Raw genomic sequence first — 21,305 nt, forward strand, 5'->3', positions numbered from 1 at the left:
TGGTGTTGCGGTTTCGCCGTCCCGAGGCGACGAAGTCAGTGGTGTTCGGTCACATGAGGTTGGGCAGCAGACGCGTGACGACGTCGGTCGTCGTCCAGGAGAGGGCGATCACCAGCGGCGTCGCGACCACCCAGACCAATGCGGTCGACCAGCGTTGCCGTGCGGCGATGACCGCCAGGGTCAGCGCCAGGAGCAGGGCCAGGCACAGCGCCAGCAGCGGCAGCGCGCTGATGTCGTTGGCCATCGCCTGCTCGCTCTCGGGCACCGCGGCCGCGCGGCCGGCCGGCGCGGGGAAGCCCTTCTTCGCGTCGGCGTCGACGTAGACGACCGAGCTCGGGCCCAGGGCGCCGAGGCGGCCCTCGCCCTCGGCGGTGACGAGGGTCAGGCGCGCGGCACCGTCGGCGGGCGGCTGCGGCAACGGGTCGCCGGCGCGGCGCACCCCCACGACCCGGAAGACCTTCCTGCCCTGCCCGCTGACCACCGTGATCCGGTCGCCGGCGGCCAGCGCCGTGATCTCCGCGAAGGGGGCGCCGTACGTCGTGGACCGGCCGTAGACGACCGAGACGCCGGCCTGCCCGGGCAGCACCGTGTCGCGACGGTGCCCCGGCCCGGCGAGCAGGTCGCCCGACGCGGTGCCCTCGACGACGACCTGCTCGAGCTCGATGCCCGGGACCGTCAACAGGGCCACCGGGTCGCCCGCCGGGACGACCGGGCCGACGGGCGCCGTCGCGCCGGCCAGCTGCCCGCGGAGCTCGTCGTACAGGACGTCCTGCGAGCGACCCTGTGCCAGGGGCGACAGGAAGAGCATCTGCGCCGCGACCCAGAGGCAGACGATCGCGACCATCGTGAAGGTCGACGACAGCACCGAGGCGGTCTCCTCGGCGGTGCTCGGCGGTCCGGCCGGCCGCTGCGGCGCGGTCGGCCTGCGCCGCGCCGCCTTCGTCCTCGGCCGCTTCGGCGCTCGGCGCGGACGCAGGGGCGTACGGCGGGGCGCGGTGGTCGGCACGCCCGCCGCCTCGGGCGGGTCCAGGGTCGCGGTCACCGGCGACCTCGCAGCAGCGGGATGGCCACGCGCAGGACGACGCTCGCCACGCAGCCGATCGCGCCGAGCAGGATCAGCAGCGGCAGCACTCCGCCGGCGACGTCGGACCCGACGGACTGGGTCGCCGGCATCGCCAGGGCCTCGGGCTCCGCCGAGGGCGACGGAGCGGCCGAGGGCGAAGGAGCCTTCGAGGGGGCGTCGCCCGCCCCGGGCGCCGTCTCGGGCGGCGTCACTCCCCCACCGGCGTCCCCGGCCGGGGGCTCCGGTGCACCACCCGTCGGCTCGGTGGTCGGCTCGTCGTTGGGCTGCCCCGTGGGCTGCTCCGTGGACTCCTGCGCCTCGACGGCGTCGGCGACGTCCTGGGCGGAGTCGTAGAGCCGCGCCGTCACCCCCGTCCTCTCGATCGGCAGGTAGCCGCCGGGGAGCTCGCCGTTGCCCGGGCCGATCTTCTGGCCCTCGGTCGTCGAGACCCGGATGAACTGCGCGACCTTGTCCGCGTCCTCCTGGTCGACGTCCTGGAGCCGCGCGGCCGTGTACACGACCATCGTGCCGGGGTACGCCGAGGTGGACTTGCGCACGTCGGCCTGGTCGAGGACGAAGGGCTCGTGCGGCTCGACCTGCTTCGTCAGCCGCAGCGCGGCGCCGAGGGTGCGCTCGGTCGGAGCGACGTAGTGGTTGCGCTTGGTCTCGATGGCCGCCGTCCGCAGGCCGTACCGCTCCGCGTCGCCCAGGCTGACGAGGCCCAGCACGAACCGGGAGCCGAAGGACTGCCGGTCGATCCGGCCGAGCTTGTAGAGGCCGGTGCTGGTGTCGAAGTCGCACCGGGTCTGCACGTTCGGCCAGGCGTCGAGGAGGGCCTCCGCGACCTTGCGCAGGCTCGTGACCGGCGCGGCCAGCTGCGTGAAGTAGACGCCCGGGTTCTTCTGCCGGCAGTCGCTCTGCGTCTCCGGGACGTAGGTGTCCAGCAGCGGGATGTCGGCGCGCGGGAGCGACAGCTTCTTGTACTCCGGGTTGACCACCGTGCCCCACGGATCCGGCTTGCCGTTGACGAACGCCATGGCGTCCTTGTCCGCCGCGATGTACTCGGTCAGCTGCTGGATGACGTCCGACGAGGTCGAGAGCGACAGCAGCGACGCCCCGGCCTCCTGGGCGGACTGGCTCAGCCCCGGGTTGAGCGCGATGAACTCGGGATCCGTCATCAGCGCCACGGCGTTCGACGACATCCCGGGATGCCCGCGGCCCATCTCGGAGCCGAGGTAGGACTGCGTCACGAGCTTGGCGAGCAGCCGGGCGTTCAGCTTCAGCCTGGTGTAGTCGCCCTTGTTGTCGGGCCTGTCGATCTGGTAGCCGATCGCGAACCCGGTGACGGCCGTGGGCGCGTAGCCGACCGGGTCGTCGCCTGCCTCGTGCGCCGACGACACGACCGCAGCCGCGCCCTCGCCCGAGGTCATCAGGTTCCACCCGGCCTCGTCCGACATCTGGTTGTGCTGGAACTTGAAGCGCTTCTTGTCCAGGCAGTACGCCGGCGCCCACTGGAGAGCCGCCTGCGCCAGGAGCTCGGAGCCGTAGAAGCCGGTCGGCGGACGCTTGTCGAGGATGTCGCAGGTGTCCGGCGGCAGCCCGAAGGTGATCGGGATCGAGAAGCGGTTCATCCAGTTCGACGGCGACCACCACAGCGCCGGCGAGACGGCCTGGTCGGCACCCTCGTTGGCGAAGTTGCTGGAGCCGGGCAGGAATCCGCCACCCTTGCGGCACGCCTGGTCCGCGAGCGTCATCGGGTCCGCGGGCTGCGCGCAGCTCACGCCGACGATCGGGATCACCACGATCGAGCAGGCCGTCTCGTGGTTGCACCCGAGCGACTCGTTCTCGACGTCCGAGCGGACCTCGAACTGCACCTCACCGGTGCCGTCGAGCTCGGTGAAGGCGGCGAGCTCCGCCGGCGGGAAGGCCGCGCCGACCGCGGCCTCCGGGGGCATGTTGTCGGAGTCGCACGCCGCGAACGTCTCGCCCTTCGCCGTCACGAACGGCGTCAGGTGGGTGTAGTACTCCGGCGTGTCCGCCGTCGGGCACACGTCGGCGGCCGGCCACGGCGTCATGCCGGAGAGGCGGTCGGGCGCGGTCGCACCGGCGTGCACGTCGCGGGTCCACGCGTTCTCGCCGTCCGACCGCTGCACCTGGGAGCGCTGCGCGACCGACCCGGTCCAGCAGGTCTCGGGGCGCAGCTGCTCGGCCGGCGGCAGCGACGGGTCGTCGGTCCCGCGGCACTGCATGATGACGACGGGATACTCCTGGTTGAGCCCGTTCTCGCCGTACGGGTTGCTGGCCCGGCCGCCGCTGGGCTGGGCGCCGGACCAGCTGATCAGGATCCGCTGGCGGCCACGGAGCTCCCTGGTCTTGTCGGCCTCGACCGTGACGTCGTAGTTCTCGAAGGAGTACGTCGACCCGTCCGGCTGCGCCCACGTGCGCGTGAGAGTCTTGGTCGCCTTCCAGCCGTCGTCGACCTTCGCCTGCTTCGCCACGGTCGGCTGCACCCGCGCGGGCTCGGCCGAGGCCGCGAGCGGCGCGACGAGCGCGCCGAGCAGCGCGCCGGCGAGGGCGAGTCGACGCAGCCGGGCGGTCACGAGCGGCCTCCGGCCTTGAGCTGGCGGCGCCGGCGCATCGCGACGACGTACAGGCCGGGCAGCAGCACGAGCGCGAGGAGCTCGGCGATCGCGACCCACCGGAAGGTGTCCTCGTCGGCGCTGCGGCTGGCGGCGAGCTCGGTCGGGTTGGCGTAGATCGCCTCGCCGGCCGTGCCACCCGTCGTGTCGCTCGTGGGCACCGTCGTGCCGTCGGCCGAGATCGCCTGGCCGGTCTCGGGGTCGATCGCCGCAGGGGCGTCGCCGGGCGCCGCGGCTCCCCCACCGCCGGCGCCTCCGCCGGCGTCCCCGGCTCTCGCACCGGCTCCCCCGCCACCGCCTGCCGCGCCCCCGTCGGTCGCGTCGTCGGTGCCGCCCTCGTCGGTGCTCGGCTGGTTGGTGCCGGTCTCGGTGCCGCACGGCCCCTCACCGGACTTGTCGCAGGCCGCCGGCTGGGGCGCGACGTCGGCGAGCACGTTGTGGTTGAGGTTCTTGCCGTCGAACGTCGGGTTGTTGCAGGAGCGCACGTCGCGATCCGTGAGGTCGACGGCGGGGTCGGCGTCCTTCAGCTTGGACAGCTGCTCGAAGCCCGCCTGCACCAGGTTCAGCGGCAGCGGCGAGTAGCCGTAGGGACCGGCCTTCGTCTGCCCGGCGCACAACGAGTAGTACATGAAGTCGGCGAGCGTCTGCCGCTTCGAGGTCGTCATCCGCGGGTCGTCGGCCCCGGTCGGGATGATCATGTAGGAGTACGACGAGATCGGGTACGCCCGCGGGTCCGGGTTGGTGTAGACGTCGTCGAGGATCTGCGTCAGGTAGAGCTGGCTGGTGGAGTCCTGGTTGATCTTCGCCTTCGTCAGCGCGACCGCGGTGTTGTACTGCGTCGGCTCGACGAAGTAGCCCGCCTCGTTCTCGACCTTCACGACCGGGTAGTCGGCGTTGATCGGGTACGAGTACTCGACGTACCCGATCATCCCGTTGCCGGCGAAGCCCTTGATCGTGTTCATCACCTGGTCGGAGCCGGCCTGGCTGACCATCTGGCTGCCGGCCTGCTTCGGGTAGTAGGACGTGAGGCCGGCCTGCCCGAAGTACGGGCGCCAGATGTTCGGGTACTCGTGGTCGAGCCAGGTCGTGAACTGCGCCGTGGTGCCGGAGCCGTCGGAGCGGACGACCGGCTTGATCGGCAGCGACGGGAACGTGCGGCCGTTGTTGTCCTTCGCGATCGCCGGGTCGTTCCAGTTGGTGATCTGGAGCGTGAAGATCTTCGCGATGGTCTCGCCCGAGAGGCGCAGGTTGCGGACCAGCTCGTCGCCGATCTTCAGCTGGTAGGTGAACGCCGTGCCGCCGGCCACGATCGGCAGGTAGGCGTAGGGCCGGCCGTTGCTGGTGTCGGCCTGGCCGCGCTCGTCGGTGCCCTGGTAGGGGATCTCGGAGATCGCGAAGTCGGTGCTCGCCTGCGAGAAGTCCTTGCGTCCCTTGGTGGATCCGCCGCCGGTGTAGACGACCTTCATGCCGTTGGAGTCCACGTCGGCGATCCACTGCTGGACGATCAGCTCCGACCAGGTGGAGCCGGTGCCCTCGATCTGCGCGTACGTCGTGGCGCTCGCCGTACCGGGCAACGAGGCGACGCAGGCCAGCGACAGCGCGAAGGCCACGATCAGGCGGATACGGCGGGTCACGAGCGCTCCTCGGTGGAGTAGGTGGTGTCGGCCTGCTGCGAGACCGGACCCATCTCGACGAGCGGGTTGGAGTGGACGAGGTCGACGGCCGGTCGGGTTCGGCCCGGGCGCGACCCCTTCGCCTTCTTCGGCCGGGCGACCACGCGGGCGACGACGAAGAGGATCAGCACGACCGCCATCAGCACGGTCGCGGCAGCGAACGCGCGGGCGATGGCGTTGGGCTCACCCGACCGGACGGTCGAGTAGATGAAGAGCGGCAGCGAGTTCATGACGCCGTCGGTCGGGCCGGTGACGAAGAACTGCGCGTTGCCGGAGGTCAGCAGGACCGGGCTGGTCTCGCCGATGCCGCGGGCGACACCGAGGATGCAGGCGGTCGCGAGGCCCGGGCGGGCCGTCGGCAGCACGACGTACCAGACCGTCTTCCAGCGGCTGGCGCCGAGCGCGAGGCTGGCCTCGCGCAGGCCGTCGGGGACGACCCGCAGCACCACGTCGGCCGCGCGGGCGATGATCGGCAGCATCATCACGCCGATGGCGAGCGCGGCGGCCAGGCCCGAGCGCGGGAAGCCCAGCGTGACGATGAAGACGGTGTAGATGAAGAGGCCGGCGACGATGGACGGCAGCGCGGTCATCGCCTCCACGACCGTGCGTACGACGCGGGCGAACCGTCCGCCCACCTCGCTCATGAAGACCGCGGTGCCGATGCCGAGCGGCAGCGTGATGGCGATCGCGATCGCCACCTGGATCAGCGAGCCGAGGACCGCGTGGGCCACGCCGCCCTTGTCGAAGGGGTCCTTCGGGCCGACGCCCGCCATGTCGTCGACGTAGAAGTTCAGGTGCCGCAGCGGCTCGATGCCCTTGACCACCACGAAGACGATCGCGCTGAGCAGTGCCGCGCCGACCACCATCGCGCCGACGGTGACGGTGGTGGCGGCGATCCGGTCGCGGACCTCGACCAGCCCGCCGGTCATGCCGGCCGTCACGGCGGTGACGAGCAGGATGCAGGCGAACCAGACCACGAGGAACCACGGCAGGCCCTGCAACGGCAGCAGGCGCTGGGTGATCAGCCAGGCGAGGCCTGCGGCCGACGCGATGCTGCCGATGCGCAGGAACCTCTCGTCCGCCGTCAGCCCGCCGAGCGAGCCGCGCGGGGCGGGCGGCGGCGCGTCGTCGTCGTACCGCGGCAGGAACGTCTGCCCGACAGCGGTGCTGTCGGTGGCGAGGGTCTCGGTCATGTCGCGTCCGTCCCGGCGCCCGAGCGGCTTCGGTTGACGATCACGGCCGCGATCGTGTTGACGACGAGGGTGATGAGGAAGAGCACGAAGCCCGCGGCCAGGAGCGCGGAGAGCTGGCTCTTGCTGGCGTCGCCGAATCGGCCGGCGATCAGCGCGGAGACGGTGTTGCCGCCGATCTCGAGCACGCGCCACTTCGCCTCGAAGGACGGCGACAGGATCAGCAGCACGGCGATCGTCTCGCCGAGCGCCCGGCCCAGGCCGAGCATGGTGCCGCCGATGATGCCGCCGCGCCCGAAGGGCAGCACGACGGCCCGGATCATGCCCCAGGTGGTGGCGCCGAGCGCGAGCGCGGCCTCCTTCTCACCCGGTGGCGTCTGCGAGAACACCTGCCGCATCACGGCGCACGACATCGGCAGCACCATCATCGCAACGGCGATGCCCGCGGCGAACATGCTGAAGCTGTAGTTGGAGATGACGGCGTCGACCAGCGCGGCGTCCGGGTCTGCGTTGTGCACCTCGAAGAGCGGGATCCAGCCGAGGTTGCGGTCCAGCCACACCGAGAACTCCGCGGCGTGCTCCATGATCAGGAAGTAGCCCCACAGGCCCCAGATGATCGACGGCACCGCGGCCATCAGGTCGACCAGGGAGACGAGGGTGCTGCGCAGGAACGCCGGTGCGTACTCGCTGATGTAGAGCGCGGTCAGCAGCGCCAGCGGGAAGGCGATCGACATCGCCACCAGCGCGACCATGACGGTGCCGGTCAGCACCGCACGGATGCCGAGGATGTCGGCCTCCGGCTGCCAGGTGGCCTCCGTGAAGAAGTCGAGGCCGTAGTGGGTGAGCGTCGGCCACGCCTGCCAGCCGAGGAACAGGCCGACCCCGCCGGTGATGACGAGGACGGTCGCGCCGACCGCGCGGATGGAGTGGACGAACACCAGATCCTGTCCGGTGGCCTTCCGCGATATCTCTCGCGGGGCGACCTCGACGGAGGCGTCCTGGACAGGGAGCGTCGTCACCTGGGTTCTTCCTGGCTGAGCACGGGCCGCGCACCCGGTGGGGCACGCGGTCGAAACGCCAGAAGTCTCAGGAGGACACCGAAACGAACGGCCCGTCGGCGGTGAACGATCGGCGAACAGCAACGGCTGGTTTGCCCAACTTCGTGGCCGATCCGTTTGTGCGTAGCCCGGACGGGTCATTCTCGGCCGCCCGAGTGGGCCTCGGGTGTCGGAGCCCGGCGATGACAGCTGCTGTTCGCCTTCCCGGCCGCGCCTGATGCGGCCGGATACCGCAATGTGAGGATCCGGTCGGAGTTAGCGGCTCCTCGGCCCTCCCCCTTCGTACGGTTCGACCACCAGCGCGCACGGGAGGCGCGCCGGAGGGAGAAGAGTGACCATGAAGCTTCGGGGCGAGAACCTGACCTGGCGCGAGATCGACGGCGATCTCGTGATCCTGGATCTCCGATCATCGACCTACCTGACGGCCAACGCGAGCGCCACGGTGCTGATGAAGCAGCTCACCGAAGAGCGCTCGGCCGGCGAGCTGGCCAGCTCGCTGGTCGCCACCTTCGGCATCAGCGAGCAGCAGGCCGCGCAAGACGTGCAGGCGTTCCTCGACGAGCTCGCGGGGAGCGACCTGCTCGAGACTGCCTGACCGGCAGAGTCCGCGCCGACGGGGCCCTCGGAACCGTCGGGAACTCATCCAGGGAGGGAGGTGAAATCATGGACACCCAGTACGAGTCCCCGAAGCTGAAGCAGCTTGGCTCCGTCAAGGCCCTGACCCTCGGTGAGGGCTGGGAGGGCGACGACGACACGCTCCTGTGGTTCATCCGCTACGGCGTCGACTACAGCTGACAGCCAGGACGGGGTGTCAGGGGTCGCCCGGCCGGGCGACCCCTGACATCCCGCGAGACCACGACGGCACATCGAAGCAAAGGGGGTGCGAAGATGACGACCACGACTCACGCCGGGTACGCACGTTGCACCCCGCTCGAGACCGCGACCGGCTGGGTCTACGGGCGTACGACGCCACCGCCGCTGCCCGGCACCCGGCGTACGCCGCGCGAGGCGCTCGACGACGCCATCCGACCCGCCCTGCTCGCCGGTCCCTGCTACGTGACGTTCTCCGGTGGTCGCGACTCCTCTGCCGTGCTGGCCGCCGCAACCGCGCTCGCGCGCCGCGAAGGCCACCCCCTGCCGATCCCGGTCACCCGGTGCTACCCCGACATCCCGGCGACGGACGAGTCCCGGTGGCAGCGCATGGTCATCGACCACCTCGGCCTCTCCGAGTGGGTCCGCTTCGAGCTCCGGAAGGACGAGAGCGACCTCCTCGGCGACACGGCCCGCGCCGGCCTGCGCACCCGCGGACTGCTCTGGCCGGCGCCCCTGCAGGCACACGGCTTCGTCTTCGAGCAGCTGCACGGTGGCTCGCTGCTCACCGGTGAGGGCGGCGACGCGGTGTTCGGCGCCCGCCGGATCACTCCGCTCACCGTGATGCGCCGGCGCGGGAAGCCGAGCCGCGCGCTCGTGGGCGGTGCGATCACGAGCTCGCTCCCCAGGCCGCTGCGGCGCCGCCGGGCCGAGCGCCGCGCCCGCACGTCGGCCCAGAGCCGATGGCTGACGCCGGCCGCCCTCGAGCGGCACGCCCGACTGGTCGCGAACGACGCGGCCCAGGAGCCACTGCGCTACGACGAGGCCACGTGGGCGATCAGGTGGTGGCGCTCCTTCACGACGATCAGGCACAACCACACGCTTGCCGCCGCCGAGTTCGGCATCACGGCCCACGATCCGCTGATCGATGCCGGCTTCCTCGCCGCACTGGCGCGTGCCGGAGGGGTCGGGGGCTTCCTCGGCCGAACGTCCGTGATGCGCGCGCTCTTCTCCGACGTCCTGCCGCCCGAGGTGGTGGCGCGGCAGACGAAGGCGGCGTTCAACCTCGTCAATCGCGGCGAGGCGACCACGGAGTTCGCTCGCAGCTGGGACGGCTCCGGTGTCGACCACGACCTCGTGGACGCCGAGAGGCTGCGCGAGGTCTGGCTCTCCGACCGTCCCACCATGGCCACCGGGCTGCTCCTGCAGCAGGCCTGGATGGCCTCGGAGGGGCTGCTCCCATGACCCTCCCCCGACGGATCCCGCGCGTGACGCCGGCGGAGATCCCCAGCCTGCTCGCCGCCCTGCTCCTGGCGGTCGTCGTCGAGGTCGGGCTGCGGGTGACCACGCTCCCCCGCCTGGCCCGACTCCTCGGCACCAGGCTGGTCATGGACGGGATCGACGCGGACGCGGCGGCCGGGTCGACCGACCGCTCCACCCCGCCGCCGCCGCTCCCACCGTGGGCGATCAAGCGGCTGTGCGCCGTACGACGCGTGCTGAGGCACTGGCCCTTCGGCGACACCTGCCTGCGCCAGGCGCTCGTGGGCGGCGGACGGCTGCGCCGCCTGGACCCCGCCCTGGTGGTCGGCGTGGCGAAGATCGACGGCGAGGTCAGGGCGCACTCCTGGCTGCTCGTCAACGGCGCCGTCGTGGACCCGTTGTTCGCCGCCGGCTCCTACCGGCCCCTGACATCCATCTCGACAGGACTCGCGACATGACGACCCTCACCCGGCTGTACGGCCTCAACGTCCGGTCGCAGGTCCCGCTCTACCAGCACCGCCTGCTGGCGCCGTCCGATCCGGTCGACCTCGACATCGTCCTCGGTGCGCGGCGCGGCGCGACGGAGGCGCCTCCCCCGGGTCGCATCCTGCTGGACCTCCAGGTGGATCGGCAGCTCTACACCGGGAGCGTGGCGGAGGACGCCTACCACCTGCGCTTCTACAACGCCTGCGACATCGAGATCGACCGCGACCTGCACCGTGCCGTGGTCCACCCCGTCGGCGCGACCGACGAGGCGCTGCTCTCGGTGATCGTGGGCGGCACGCTGCTCGCGTTCCTGCTCGCGCTGCGCGGCGAGACCGTGCTCCACGCCAGCGCCGTACAGATCGGCGACGTCGCCCTGGGCTTCGTCGGCGCCTCGGGCATGGGCAAGTCCACGACCGCGACCCTCATGTGCGCCGACGGCGCGCGGCTCATCACCGACGACCTGCTGCGCCTCGACCTGTCGCAGACGCCACCGACGTGCTCGCTCGGCGCGACCGAGCTGCGCCTCCGCAAGGCAGCGGGCGACCTGGCGGGTCGCTTCGACCGCCAGCCGACCCAGCGCGTCACCGGCGACGAGCGCGATGCCCTCGGCGTCTCCGTGGCCGACACGGAGGACCTCCCGCTCGCCGGCCTCGTCGTACCGGCTCCCGATCACTCGGGACAGTCGGCACGAGCGAGCGTGCACCGGCTCGGGACGAAGGAGGCCTTCCTCATGCTGTCCCGGTTCCCCCGGCTGCTGGGCTGGCAGGACGGCCTGTTGCTCGGGCAGCAGTTCCAGCAGCTGGGCGACGTCGTCGAGGCGGTGCCGCTGTACGTCGCGCGGCTGCCCTGGGGGCCGCCGTTCGCCGACGACCTCGCGGCCGACGTCCGACGGGCGGTCGGGATCGGCGAGCTCGTGCCGACGATCGCCGCCGGCTGACGAGGAGCCTGGCGTGACCAGAGGACAGACGGGGCGCGGCGCACGGATCGGGCGCGCGCAACGGCAACCGTCGATCGACGACCTGCTGGTCGACGTCTGCGTCGGCCGCCCGCCGACGGTGCCCACGGAGGAAGGCGCCGTCGACGAGATCATCCGGGCGGCCAGGTTCCACCGGATCGCTCCCCTGACCCAGGTCGCGCTGAAGGAGCAGTACCCGGACACCGCCGAGCGCCTGCGGATGCACCGTGACCAGGCGATGTTCCACCACCTGCGGACGATCGCCACGCTCGACCGGATCGGGACGGCCCTGGACGGGATCCGCTGGCTCACCTTCAAGGGGCCGGTGCTGTCCGAGCTCGCCCACCCGCTGCCGGGACTGCGTTCCTACGCCGATCTCGACGTCCTGCTGGCGCCCGAGGACCTCCGGGCCGGCTGCGAACGCCTGACCGAGAGCGGCTGGACCATCACCGGGCCGGAAGCGGCGCTCCGCTTCCGTCCGGTCAACGGAGAGGTCTCCCTGCTCGGCCCCGACGGCACGGTCCTGGACCTGCACTGGGCCATGATCAACCCGGCCGAGCGGCGGTCGCACTTCACGGTCCCGACCGAGAGCCTGCTCGCGCGGCGCGTGCCGGTGACCCTGGGGTCGGCGCGGGCCTGGACGCTGGACGAGGCCGACACGCTCGTCCACGTCTGCATGCACGCCGCACTCGCGGGCGCCAGCCGGCTGGGCCACCTCCTCGACGCGGACCAGCTGGCGCGCCGTACGGAGGACTGGGACGCCGTCGCCCGGCGGGCGCGGGACTGGTCGGCGAGCGCCCAGGTCGGCCTCGTCCTGGGCCGGACGTCCCGCCTGCTCGGCACCCCCGTGCCCGCTGACCTCCGCCGCCTCTTCGGGCTGTCGCCGGCGTTCGGGGCGCTCACCGCGACGGTCGACCGTCTCTGGCCGATCCAGCGCCTGCGTCACGACGAGTCGGTTCCGCGTCTGGTCGCCCGCGGCGCCCGGAGGAGCGCGGTCCGCAGCCTCGCGGCGATCGGCAGGAACGCCTTCCTGGGGCTGGTCCATCGCGTGCGGGAGCGCGGCTCGGCGCCGCCCGCGAAGCCCGTCCGGCGGGTCGCTGCCGACCCGCGAGCGGTCGAGGGCTACCTCGCTGCGGTCGAGGACCTCACCCGCCCATCGCGCGACTCGCAGGTGCCACCGCTGCTCCTGGGACGGGTCGACCTCCTCCGGCCGGGCAGCGTGCCCACACGACAGGACGCCTGAGATGGCTGCCGACATCGAGCCGACCGACGCACTCGCACTCAGGGCCGCCGCGCGCTCTGCCCCCAAGTCGTTCGGCCGCCTGTCGCGGCTGGTCCGGGCGAGCGTCTCGCTGGTGTGGTCGTCGGCCCATCGGCTGTTCATCGCCCTCATCGCGCTGCAGGTGCTCGCGGCCGTCGCCCTGGCCGGCCAGGTGCTGGCGGTCAAGGAGCTCCTCAGCGCGGTCCTCGCCGCCGAGAGCGACCACGACACGGCCGCCGCGCTCACGCCGATCCTCGTGCTCGCGGGGCTCTCCGCACTCGCCGCCGTGGCCGTCGCACTCCAGGCCCAGCTGCAGCGCCTGCTCAGCGAGTCCGTCACGCGCACCATGTGGGACAAGGTGCTGTCGGTCGCGACCGGCGTGGGCCTCCGCTTCTTCGAGTCGCCCGAGTTCTTCAACCGGCTGAACCGGGTCCAGACCAGCGCACTCGTCCGGCCGTACCAGGTGACCCAGGGCCTGCTCTCGGCTGCCGGCGCCCTCGCGGCCGGCGTCGGCCTCGGTCTGGTCCTGCTGGGCGTGGCGCCGATCCTCCTGCCCCTGGTCGTCATCGGCGGCATCCCGCTGCTCCTCACCAGTCGGCGCGAGTCCAGGCTGGAGTTCTCGTTCGCCGTGCAGCAGACCCCGCGCCTACGGCTCCGGAGCTACCTCGCGACACTGCAGACCGGCCGCGACGAGGCGAAGGAGATCCGGGCGTTCGGACTCGGTGGCTGGCTGCGTGGCCGGTTCGACGGGATCTACGCCGACTACCTCCACGACCTGCGGCGGCACGTACGCCGGCGCAGCGTCCTCAGCCTGGTCGGCCAGGTCGGCTCGGCCATCGTCCTCGGTGCGACGCTGGTGGTCCTCGTGGTGCTCATCAGCCGCGGCGAGATCGGTGTGGCCGCAGCGGGTGCCGCCGTCGTGGCCATCCGGATGCTGGGCAGCCAGGTGCAGACCCTCTTCAAGGGGGTGCAGCTCATCTTCGAGTCCGGCCTGTTCCTCGACGACCTCGACGAGTTCCTCGTCTACGGTCAGGCGGCCGTCGAGGAGAACTCCGGCGTGGAGGCGCCGACCGAGTTCGGCGTACTCCGGACCGAGGGCCTGGCCTTCACCTACCCCGACGCCGAGGTGCCCGCACTGCGTGACATCGACGTGGAGCTGCGCGCCGGCGAGATCGTCGCCCTGGTGGGCGAGAACGGGTCGGGGAAGACGACGCTGGCCAAGCTGCTCGCCGGCCTGTACGAGCCGGAGGACGGCCGCGTCCTGTGGGACGACCAGGACGCCGCGGCCTTCCGTGGGTCGAGCCTGCGCCAGCGGATCACGGTCGTGTTCCAGGACTTCGTCCGCTATGCCCTCCCGGCGACCGAGAACATCGCCGTCGGGCGCGTCGACGATCCGGTCGATCCGATCCGGGTCCGCACGGCTGCGGCCGCGGCCGGTGCCGACGCCTCCCTGGAGGCGCTGCCGCGCGGCTACGACACCGTGCTGTCGCGGATGTTCGCCGACGGCACCGACCTCTCCGGTGGCCAGTGGCAACGGGTCGCGCTCGCGCGCTCGTTCTACCGCGACGCTCCGCTGGTCATCCTCGACGAGCCGAGCGCCGCGCTGGACCCGCGCGCGGAGCACCAGCTTTTCTCGACGTTGCGCGAAGCGCTGCACGGCCGGACCGCGCTCTTCATCTCGCACCGGTTCTCGACGGTGCGCGGTGCCGACCGGATCTACGTCCTCCACGAGGGCGAGGTCGTCGAGCACGGCAGCCACGACGACCTCATGGCCCGCGACGGCCGGTACGCCGAGCTGTACCGCCTGCAGTCCGACGCCTACGTCGCCCGGGAGGGCACCGGCGCCGTCTCCTGAGCGAGCCTCGGGCTCAGCCGTCGTTCGACTGCGCCGCGATCTCCGCCTCGGAGCGCAGGATGCAGAACTCGTTGCTCTCTGGGTCGGCCAGCGTGACCCAGCCGGTGCCGGGGCCGTACTTGCCCCGCAGGTCGTGGACGACGGTCGCGCCGTGCGCGAGCAGGGTCTCGAGCTCCTCGTCGCGGGTGGCGGATCGCGGGCGGATGTCGAGGTGGATCCGGTTCTTGACCGACTTCGCGTCCGGCACCTCGATGAAGAGCACCTGGTGGCCGGTCTCGGGGTCGCGGATCATGCACTCCTCGTGCCCCGGCAGGTTCGGGTCGCCGTCGATGTCGGCGTAGCCGAGCACGACCTTCCACCACTCGGAGAGCTCGTACGCGTTGGCGCAGTCGATGGTCGTGTGCGAGATGAAGGCAGTCACGGGTGTCACCCTCTCGGGCGGCGTCGCCGGGTTCAACCGGATTTGGGCGCTTCCGCGCGGGTCCGTGGGCTGTCCCCCGGGTCCGGGTCTGCGGCGGGCCGGGCAGCGTCGGCTTCCCCGGCCCACCGGGGAAACCGGAACTGTTCGGGGGAAATTTCGGACCAAGAGCTCTGGCTTTGCCCGGGAAGTCCGCCTGCTCGACACACGCCGCCGTGCATCAGCCAGACGGCTCGGGCCTGGTCCCCGGCCGGCCCCGGCGGTCTAGGCTCCGCGGGGGCCGGCGGGGCGTCTGGGTGACGGCCCGACAGGGTCAGGCCGAGGCGGCCGGGGTCACGTCGGACTCGGCCGGCGCCGGACCGCGGCCGAGCACGAACGCGCGGAACTCGGCCTCGTCGGAGAGGTCGACGTACGCCGCGGCCGAGCCGGACGCCGTCGCGTGGTCGACGCCCAGCAGCGCGTCGTAGACGCCGACGTAGGCGGTCGACTGCGGCTTCCAGTCCAGGGACAGCGACACGCGGCGCCGCGCCCGCCGGGCCAGCTCCAGCCGGAGCTCCGGGTCGTCGAGGAGCTGCTCGACCGCGTCGGCGAACGCCTGGACGTCGCCCGACGGGACGTACAGGCACGAGTAGCCGCCGGACACCCGGGTCTCCACCAGGTCGAAGGAGACCGACGGCACGGCGTACGCCATGTACTCCATGGTCTTGTTCATGGTCGAGACGTCGTTCAGCGGCGTCTTCTGGTCGGGGCACAGCCCGACGGAGGCGGCGCTGAGGTGCTCGGCGATCTCCACGGGGCCCACGCGGCCGGTGAAGCTGACGACGTCGTCCAGCTCGAGCTCGCGGGCGAGCTGCTGGAGGTCGCGCAGGCAGTCACCGAACCCCATCAGCGTCGCCTGCACGTCGGTGCGCCCGCGCCGGTGCACGAGCTCGTCCATGACGTGCAGGACCGTGTCCACGCCGTCCTGCGGGCCCATGATCCCGAGGTAGGCGAGCGTGTGCCGCGTCGGGGCCGCCGTGCCCTCCGCACGATGGAGCGGCCGCATCACCGTGGTGTCCGGGCCGCTGCGGACGACCGTCACGTCGTCAGGGGCGAACCCGCCCCGGTCGATGGCGATCCGCTTGTAGGACTCGTTGGTCGAGATCACGTGGTCGGCGGTCGCATACGTACGCCGTTCGAGCCAGCGCAGCCCCCACAGCTGCACGCGCCCCGCCAGGCCGTCCGGCTCCCCGAAGCGCGACAGGAACAGCTCGGGGTTCAGGTCGTGCTGGTCGAACACGAAGGCCACCCCGCGCCGCTTCCACCAGCGCGCGAGCGCCCAGTAGGTGTCCGGCGGGTTACAGGCCTGGATCACGTCGAAGGGGCGGCGCCGCCACACCCGCCGCGAGATCAGTGCCGTCCGCAGCCACGAGTACACGAACTCCACCAGGTAGCCGAGCACGCCGCTCGCCTGCGGCGCCGGCCGGTACTTGTAGATGTGCACGCCGTCGATGGTCTGCCGGGACGGGTCTCCCGGCCCCTTGGGGCAGATCACGCTGACCTCGTAGCCGGCGGCCGTGAGTGCCTGGCACTCCAGCCAGACACGGCGGTCCAGTGGCACCGGCAGGTTCTGCACGATCACGAGCACGTGTTTCGACGCGGACATGGCTGCGGACATGGCTGAAGCGTCGGCGAGCGGCATGAGGCGGACGGGTCGCCGACCTCGATATCACCGAGTTAGGGGATACGGGCACTTCTTCGACCGCGCGGGGGCGGTCGCGCAGGCAGGTTCGACATACCGAAGACCGCGTACGCCGGTCGCGGACAGACACCGCCGACTCCACGAGGACAGCATCGATGACCATCGTCGCTCGACCCGCGCCGAGCCACCAGTTCAGCAAGGCCGGCGTCGATCTGCTGCGGGCGACCCTGGTCGTCGTCACCTGGAACAGCCGCGACCACCTCCCCGCGCTCGCCGCGTCGCTGCCGGCGGCGCTCGAGGGCATGGAGCGGGTGCGGCTGGTGGTCGTCGACAACAGCTCCGGGGACGGCACCCCGGAGGCAGCCGAGGAGCTGTGGCCGCACGCTGTCGTGCACCGCAGCGCGAGCAACGGCGGGTACGCCGCCGGCATCAACCTCGGTGCCGCACTCGCAGATCCGGGCGAGATCGTCATCGCGATGAACCCCGACCTGCGGCTGCGGCCGGGCTGCATCCGCGAGCTCTGCGCGACGTTCGCGGACGACGAAGTCGGGCTGGCGTTCCCGCGCCTGCTCGACCCCGACGGTCACACGACGCCGTCGATCCGCCGCGAGCCCTCCGTCGGCCGGGTGTGGGCGGAGGGCGTCCTCGGGGGCAACCGCGCCGCCCGGCTGGGACGGGGCGAGATGGTCACCGGGCCGGACCGGTACGCCGAGCCGAGCGACGTGGACTGGGCGACCGGCGCGATGGTGGCCGTCGCACCGCGGTGCCGGTCGACGATCGGCGCCTGGGACGAGTCGTTCTTCCTCTACTCCGAGGAGGTCGACTACTGCCGTCGGGCCCGCGTCGCGGGCTTCCGGGTCCGCTACGAGCCCGGCGCGGTCGTCGAGCACGCGAGCGGCCCCTACGGCAGCAACGTCGAGCTGTGGCGCACGCTGGTCGGCAACCGCGCGATCGACTTCGGCCGCCACCACGGTCGCGCGTCGCGGGTGCTGTTCCGGTCGGGGCTCGCCGTCGGGCAGGCGTTGCGCGCGCCGCGGAGCGCGGCCCACCGGGCCGGCGTGCGCGCCGCGCTCACGGCACGCGACCGGCGCCGAACGGGCCCCGGGATGATCTGGTTCGCGGCGCAGGACTGGTGGTACCACAACCAGGCGCACTCGGACTTCCAGCTGATGCGCGAGGTCGCGGTGACCTCGCCCGTCCTCGTCGTCAACAGTCTGGGACTGCGGCTGCCGCGCAAGGGCGTCAGCGTCAACCCGGCGCGCCGCATCCTGCGCAAGCTGCGCAGCACCCTGAAGCTCGTGCGTCGCCCGGTCCCGGGCCTTCCGGGCTTCCACGTGATGACGCCCCTGATCCTCCCGTTCTACGGCGACACGGCGGGCGCCCGGCTCAGCGCGTGGCTCATCCGCCAGCAGGTCCGCGTGGTGGCCCGCCTGATCGGCATCCGTGGGCCCGCCGACGTGGGCGTCACGATCCCGACCGCGTGGCCGGTGGTCGCCGGCCTGCCGCGGACGTCCCTGGTCTTCAACCGGTCCGACCTGCAGTCCGCCTTCCCGGAGGCCGACGGCGGGTGGGTCCGCTCGCTCGAGGAGGAGCTGCTCCGCAACAGCGACCGCGTCCTGTACGTCAGCCACGAGCTGATGCGGCTGGACCACGACCTGGTCGGCGACCGCGGGTTCTTCCTCGACCACGGCGCGGACGTCGAGCACTTCACCCCGGACGGACCGGTCGACGACGAGATCGACCGGATCCCCGGTCCCCGCGTGGGCTTCTTCGGCGGTCTCGACGACTACGTCGTGGACATGGACCTGCTGCGCAGGACGGCGGCGGACCTCCCCGACGTACAGCTCGTGCTCGTCGGGGACGCGACCTGCCCGATGGACGACCTGACCGCGCTGCCCAACGTGCACTGGCTGGGCTACCGGCCCTACGCGTCGATCCCCGCGCTCGGCCGCGGCTTCGACGTCGCGCTCATGCCCTGGCTCGACAACGAGTGGATCCGGTTCGCCAACCCGATCAAGCTCAAGGAGTACCTCGCCCTGGGGCTCCCGGTGGTGACGACCGACTACCCCGAGGTCGAGGACTACCGCGACCGGGTGCGCGTGGCGACCGACGCCGACGAGTTCGTCGCCCTCGTCCGCGCCGCCCTGGAGGATCCGGGCGACCCGGCGGCCCTGCGCGAGAGCGTCCTGGGCGCCACCTGGCAGGCCCGCGCGCACGACCTGGTCGAGCTGGTCCGAGACGTCCGGGAGCAGCCATGTGCGGAATAGCCGGCATCCACCGGTTCGACGGCGACCACGTCGATCCGCGATCGCTGGACGCCATGGCCGCGGTGCTGACCCACCGCGGCCCCGACGAGTCCGCGACCTGGATCGGAGGCCACGTCGGCCTCGCCCACACCCGCCTGTCGATCATCGACCTCGCCCACTCGCACCAGCCGATGATCTCGACGGACGGTCGCTGGGCCTTGGTCTTCAACGGCGAGATCTTCAACTACCGCGAGCTGAGGGCCGGCCTCTCCTATCCGTTCCGGACGGACGGCGACACCGAGGTCCTGCTGGCGGGCCTGGTGGTCAAGGGCATCGACTTCGTCACCGAGCTCCGTGGGCAGTTCGCCTTCGCCGCCCACGACCGGCTCACCGGCGTCACCCACCTCGTGCGGGACCGCCTCGGGGTCCTGCCCCTCCACTACCGGCTCGACGGCGAGTCCCTCGTGTTCGCGTCGGAGGTCAAGGCGATCCTGGCCGTCGCCGACCGCCCACCGGCGGTCGACCCCGCCGCGCTCGAGAGCTACCTCGCGCGCCGGGTCGCCCCGGCGCCCCAGACGCTGTTCGAGGGCATCCGGAAGCTGCTCCCCGGCCACCGTGCCGAGGTGAGCGCCGACGGGCGCCTCACCCTGACCCGCTACTGGAGCATCCCGCCGGTCGACCGGGATCGGTCCTGGACGCCGACCGAGGCCGTGCAGGCGCTCGACGACACCGTGCGCGACGCGGTGCGAGCCGCGCTCGTGGCCGACGTCCCCGTCGGCTGCTACCTGAGCGGCGGCGTCGACAGCAGCCTGATCGCCGCCGTCGTGAAGAGCATCCAGCAGGGCGGGAGCGTCCACACCTTCGCGGCGGGGTTCGGCGACGAGCGCAACGACGAGCTGCCCTGGGCCCGGCTCGTCAGCGAGCACGTCGGTACGACGCACCACGAGGTGCAGGTCCGGGCCACGGACTTCGAAGAGCTGTGGCCGATGCTGACCTGGCATCGCGACGCTCCCGTGTCGCAGCCCGCCGACGTCGCGATGTTCCGGCTCGCGCAGCTGGCCCGCGAGCAGGTCAGGGTCGTGCTCTCCGGAGAGGGCGGCGACGAGCTGTTCGCCGGCTACCCCAAGCACCGCGTCACCCAGCTCGTGCAGCACGTCGACCTCGTCCCGCCGCGCCTGCGCAGGGCCCTGGTGTCCTCGGTCGAGCCGCGGCTCGGCACCCGCGCCGCGCGCCTCAGGATCGCGCTCAGGGCGGCCGGGGCCGCGAGCGAGCGCGAGCGTCTCGAGATGTGGTTCGCGCCCTTCACCCCGGAGGAGCGCCGGACCCTGCTGGGCGGAGCGAGCAGTCCGCAGGGGCCGCTCGCCCCGCTCGAGGGCGACGACGCGGTCGACCGCATGCTGCGCCACGACCTCGCCTCCTGGCTCCCCGACAACCTCCTCGAGCGCGGCGACCGGATGTCGATGGCGGCCTCCCTCGAGCTGCGCCCGCCGCTGCTGGACCACCGCGTGGTCGAGCTCGCGTTCCGCATGCCGTCGTCGGTCAAGATCCGCGGCGGCACCTCGAAGTGGGCCCTCAAGGAGGTGGCGCGGCGCTACCTCCCGGAGACGGTGGTCGACCGGCGCAAGGTGGGCTTCCAGGTGCCCCTGGACGCCTGGTTCCGCGCCGGGCTGCGCGACTCGATGTGGGACCGCCTCACGGGGACCGACTCCTTCGTGGGCCAGACCCTCGACCGCAAGGCCGTCACGGCGCTCCTGGACCGGCACGACAGCGGTCGGTTCAACGAGGAGAGCCGCATCTGGACCCTGATGTGCCTCGAGGTCTGGCACGAGCGCTTCTTCCGGACCCCCCTGACCGCCCGGAGCCATCGGTGATCGGGAGGCTGCTGGTGACCGCGCTGGTCGTCGCATCGCTCAGCGGGTGCTCGGACGACGGGGACGCGGAGAAGGAGACGTCGCCGTGCACCATCCGGCCGGCTGCGGACAACACGGGGGCGTCCGGCGACCTCGTCGCCGACCCCACGACCGTGATCGAGCAGGACGACGTCACCCTGGAGGACGTCCGGCTCGACGACGTCGAGGTGCGGGGAGCGGACGTGACGCTCCGCAACGTCGAGGTCGACGGCAACATCCTGGTCACCGGCGACGGCGCGACGATCGACCACGTCACCACCGAGGGCATCGCGATCTCGAGCGCCTCGGGCACGAACGTGCAGTACTCGAACATCGGCGGCAGCACCGGTGACGGCATCCACGTCACCTCGGACCGGGGCCGGCTCTCCCGGGACATCAGCCTGACGTACAACTTCGTGCACTCGCCGGACGTGCCCCCGGACGCCCACTACGACGGGACGCAGGTCCGCGGCGTCGACGGGCTCCTGGTCAAGTGCTCGACGTACGACGCCGGACCGTACGAGAGCACCTACAACGCCGGCATCTACCTCGAGAACGCCAACGGCGGCGACTCCGACGTCGCGATCGAGCACAACTGGCTGCTCGGCTCCGGCTTCTCGGTGATGCTCGACGCCCCCGGCACCCGCCTCATCGGCAACCAGGTCGGCGGTGACCCCCGGTGGGGCACCTGCTACCTCGGCCCCGGCACCGATCCCGACGCGCTCACGATCCGCGAGAACGAGGACGAGGCGACCGGCGAGGCCAATCCCATGTGCACCGCGTCATCGATCGCCGTACCGAGCGACTCGTGACCCCACCGA

General features: G+C 72.0%; 17 protein-coding genes. 10 read left to right on the forward strand and 7 right to left on the reverse strand.

Annotated elements, in window-relative coordinates:
- Positions 1-49: 49 nt before the first annotated feature.
- From ACFQQI_RS10000 to pstC, 5 genes are read right to left on the reverse strand one after another with little or no spacing between them, the layout of a single operon-like run.
- Positions 50-1,042 (reverse strand): class E sortase, encoded by a 993-nt coding sequence (locus ACFQQI_RS10000; RefSeq protein ID WP_378561741.1) that lies wholly within the window; start codon positions 1,040-1,042, stop codon positions 50-52.
- Positions 1,039-3,663: a hypothetical protein gene (locus tag ACFQQI_RS10005; protein ID WP_378561744.1), complete on the reverse strand. Its 2,625-nt coding sequence runs from the start codon at positions 3,661-3,663 to the stop codon at positions 1,039-1,041. The genes ACFQQI_RS10000 and ACFQQI_RS10005 overlap by 4 nt, the downstream gene beginning before the upstream one ends.
- Entirely contained in the window at positions 3,660-5,336 is a 1,677-nt protein-coding gene (locus ACFQQI_RS10010; RefSeq protein ID WP_378561747.1) for a phosphate ABC transporter substrate-binding protein PstS, read from the reverse strand. The genes ACFQQI_RS10005 and ACFQQI_RS10010 overlap by 4 nt, the downstream gene beginning before the upstream one ends.
- Positions 5,333-6,568 (reverse strand): phosphate ABC transporter permease PstA, encoded by a 1,236-nt coding sequence (pstA, locus tag ACFQQI_RS10015; protein WP_378561750.1) that lies wholly within the window; start codon positions 6,566-6,568, stop codon positions 5,333-5,335. Before pstA ends, ACFQQI_RS10010 begins: the two co-directional genes overlap by 4 nt.
- Entirely contained in the window at positions 6,565-7,584 is a 1,020-nt protein-coding gene (gene pstC, locus ACFQQI_RS10020) for a phosphate ABC transporter permease subunit PstC (protein ID WP_378561752.1), read from the reverse strand. The genes pstA and pstC overlap by 4 nt, the downstream gene beginning before the upstream one ends.
- 376 nt (positions 7,585-7,960) lie before the next feature.
- Here pstC and ACFQQI_RS10025 point away from each other — a divergent pair, with 376 nt between their 5' ends.
- From ACFQQI_RS10025 to ACFQQI_RS10055, 7 genes are all read left to right on the forward strand, one after another.
- Positions 7,961-8,218 carry a PqqD family protein gene (locus ACFQQI_RS10025; RefSeq protein WP_378561755.1) on the forward strand — a complete coding sequence of 86 codons (258 nt, stop codon included), beginning with the start codon at positions 7,961-7,963 and terminating at the stop codon, positions 8,216-8,218.
- Positions 8,219-8,286: 68 nt separating this feature from the next.
- The gene (locus ACFQQI_RS10030; protein WP_378561758.1) at positions 8,287-8,418 is read left to right on the forward strand and encodes a lasso RiPP family leader peptide-containing protein; all 132 of its coding nucleotides are present in this window, start codon (positions 8,287-8,289) and stop codon (positions 8,416-8,418) included.
- Between the two features lie 93 nt (positions 8,419-8,511).
- Positions 8,512-9,678, forward strand: a complete 1,167-nt coding sequence (locus tag ACFQQI_RS10035) for an asparagine synthase-related protein (RefSeq protein ID WP_378561761.1) — start codon at positions 8,512-8,514, stop codon at positions 9,676-9,678.
- Complete coding sequence (locus ACFQQI_RS10040; RefSeq protein WP_378561764.1) at positions 9,675-10,151, forward strand: lasso peptide biosynthesis B2 protein; 477 nt, start codon at positions 9,675-9,677, stop codon at positions 10,149-10,151. The genes ACFQQI_RS10035 and ACFQQI_RS10040 overlap by 4 nt, the downstream gene beginning before the upstream one ends.
- The gene (locus ACFQQI_RS10045; RefSeq protein ID WP_378561767.1) at positions 10,148-11,116 is read left to right on the forward strand and encodes a hypothetical protein; all 969 of its coding nucleotides are present in this window, start codon (positions 10,148-10,150) and stop codon (positions 11,114-11,116) included. The genes ACFQQI_RS10040 and ACFQQI_RS10045 overlap by 4 nt, the downstream gene beginning before the upstream one ends.
- Before the next feature lie 13 nt (positions 11,117-11,129).
- Positions 11,130-12,377 carry a nucleotidyltransferase family protein gene (locus ACFQQI_RS10050; protein ID WP_378561769.1) on the forward strand — a complete coding sequence of 416 codons (1,248 nt, stop codon included), beginning with the start codon at positions 11,130-11,132 and terminating at the stop codon, positions 12,375-12,377.
- Position 12,378: 1 nt separating this feature from the next.
- Positions 12,379-14,250: an ABC transporter ATP-binding protein gene (locus ACFQQI_RS10055; protein WP_378561772.1), complete on the forward strand. Its 1,872-nt coding sequence runs from the start codon at positions 12,379-12,381 to the stop codon at positions 14,248-14,250.
- A 13-nt stretch (positions 14,251-14,263) separates the two neighbouring features.
- Here ACFQQI_RS10055 and ACFQQI_RS10060 read toward each other — a convergent pair whose 3' ends face one another.
- Positions 14,264-14,671: a VOC family protein gene (locus ACFQQI_RS10060; RefSeq protein ID WP_378561775.1), complete on the reverse strand. Its 408-nt coding sequence runs from the start codon at positions 14,669-14,671 to the stop codon at positions 14,264-14,266.
- Positions 14,672-14,981: 310 nt separating this feature from the next.
- A complete protein-coding gene (locus ACFQQI_RS10065) occupies positions 14,982-16,325 on the reverse strand; it encodes a glycosyltransferase family 4 protein (RefSeq protein WP_378561778.1) in 1,344 nt (447 codons plus the stop codon).
- Between the two features lie 179 nt (positions 16,326-16,504).
- On the opposite strand from ACFQQI_RS10065, the gene ACFQQI_RS10070 reads away from it, so the two are divergent.
- The 3 genes from ACFQQI_RS10070 to ACFQQI_RS10080 are packed head-to-tail and all read left to right on the forward strand — an operon-like array spanning position 16,505 to position 21,296.
- The gene (locus ACFQQI_RS10070) at positions 16,505-18,616 is read left to right on the forward strand and encodes a glycosyltransferase (RefSeq protein WP_378561781.1); all 2,112 of its coding nucleotides are present in this window, start codon (positions 16,505-16,507) and stop codon (positions 18,614-18,616) included.
- Positions 18,604-20,466 carry an asparagine synthase (glutamine-hydrolyzing) gene (gene asnB / locus ACFQQI_RS10075; protein WP_378561784.1) on the forward strand — a complete coding sequence of 621 codons (1,863 nt, stop codon included), beginning with the start codon at positions 18,604-18,606 and terminating at the stop codon, positions 20,464-20,466. Before ACFQQI_RS10070 ends, asnB begins: the two co-directional genes overlap by 13 nt.
- Positions 20,463-21,296 carry a right-handed parallel beta-helix repeat-containing protein gene (locus ACFQQI_RS10080; RefSeq protein ID WP_378561786.1) on the forward strand — a complete coding sequence of 278 codons (834 nt, stop codon included), beginning with the start codon at positions 20,463-20,465 and terminating at the stop codon, positions 21,294-21,296. The genes asnB and ACFQQI_RS10080 overlap by 4 nt, the downstream gene beginning before the upstream one ends.
- Positions 21,297-21,305 lie beyond the last annotated feature (9 nt).

The organism is Nocardioides sp. GCM10030259 (assembly GCF_042666375.1).
In the GTDB taxonomy this organism is placed as follows: domain Bacteria; phylum Actinomycetota; class Actinomycetes; order Propionibacteriales; family Nocardioidaceae; genus Nocardioides.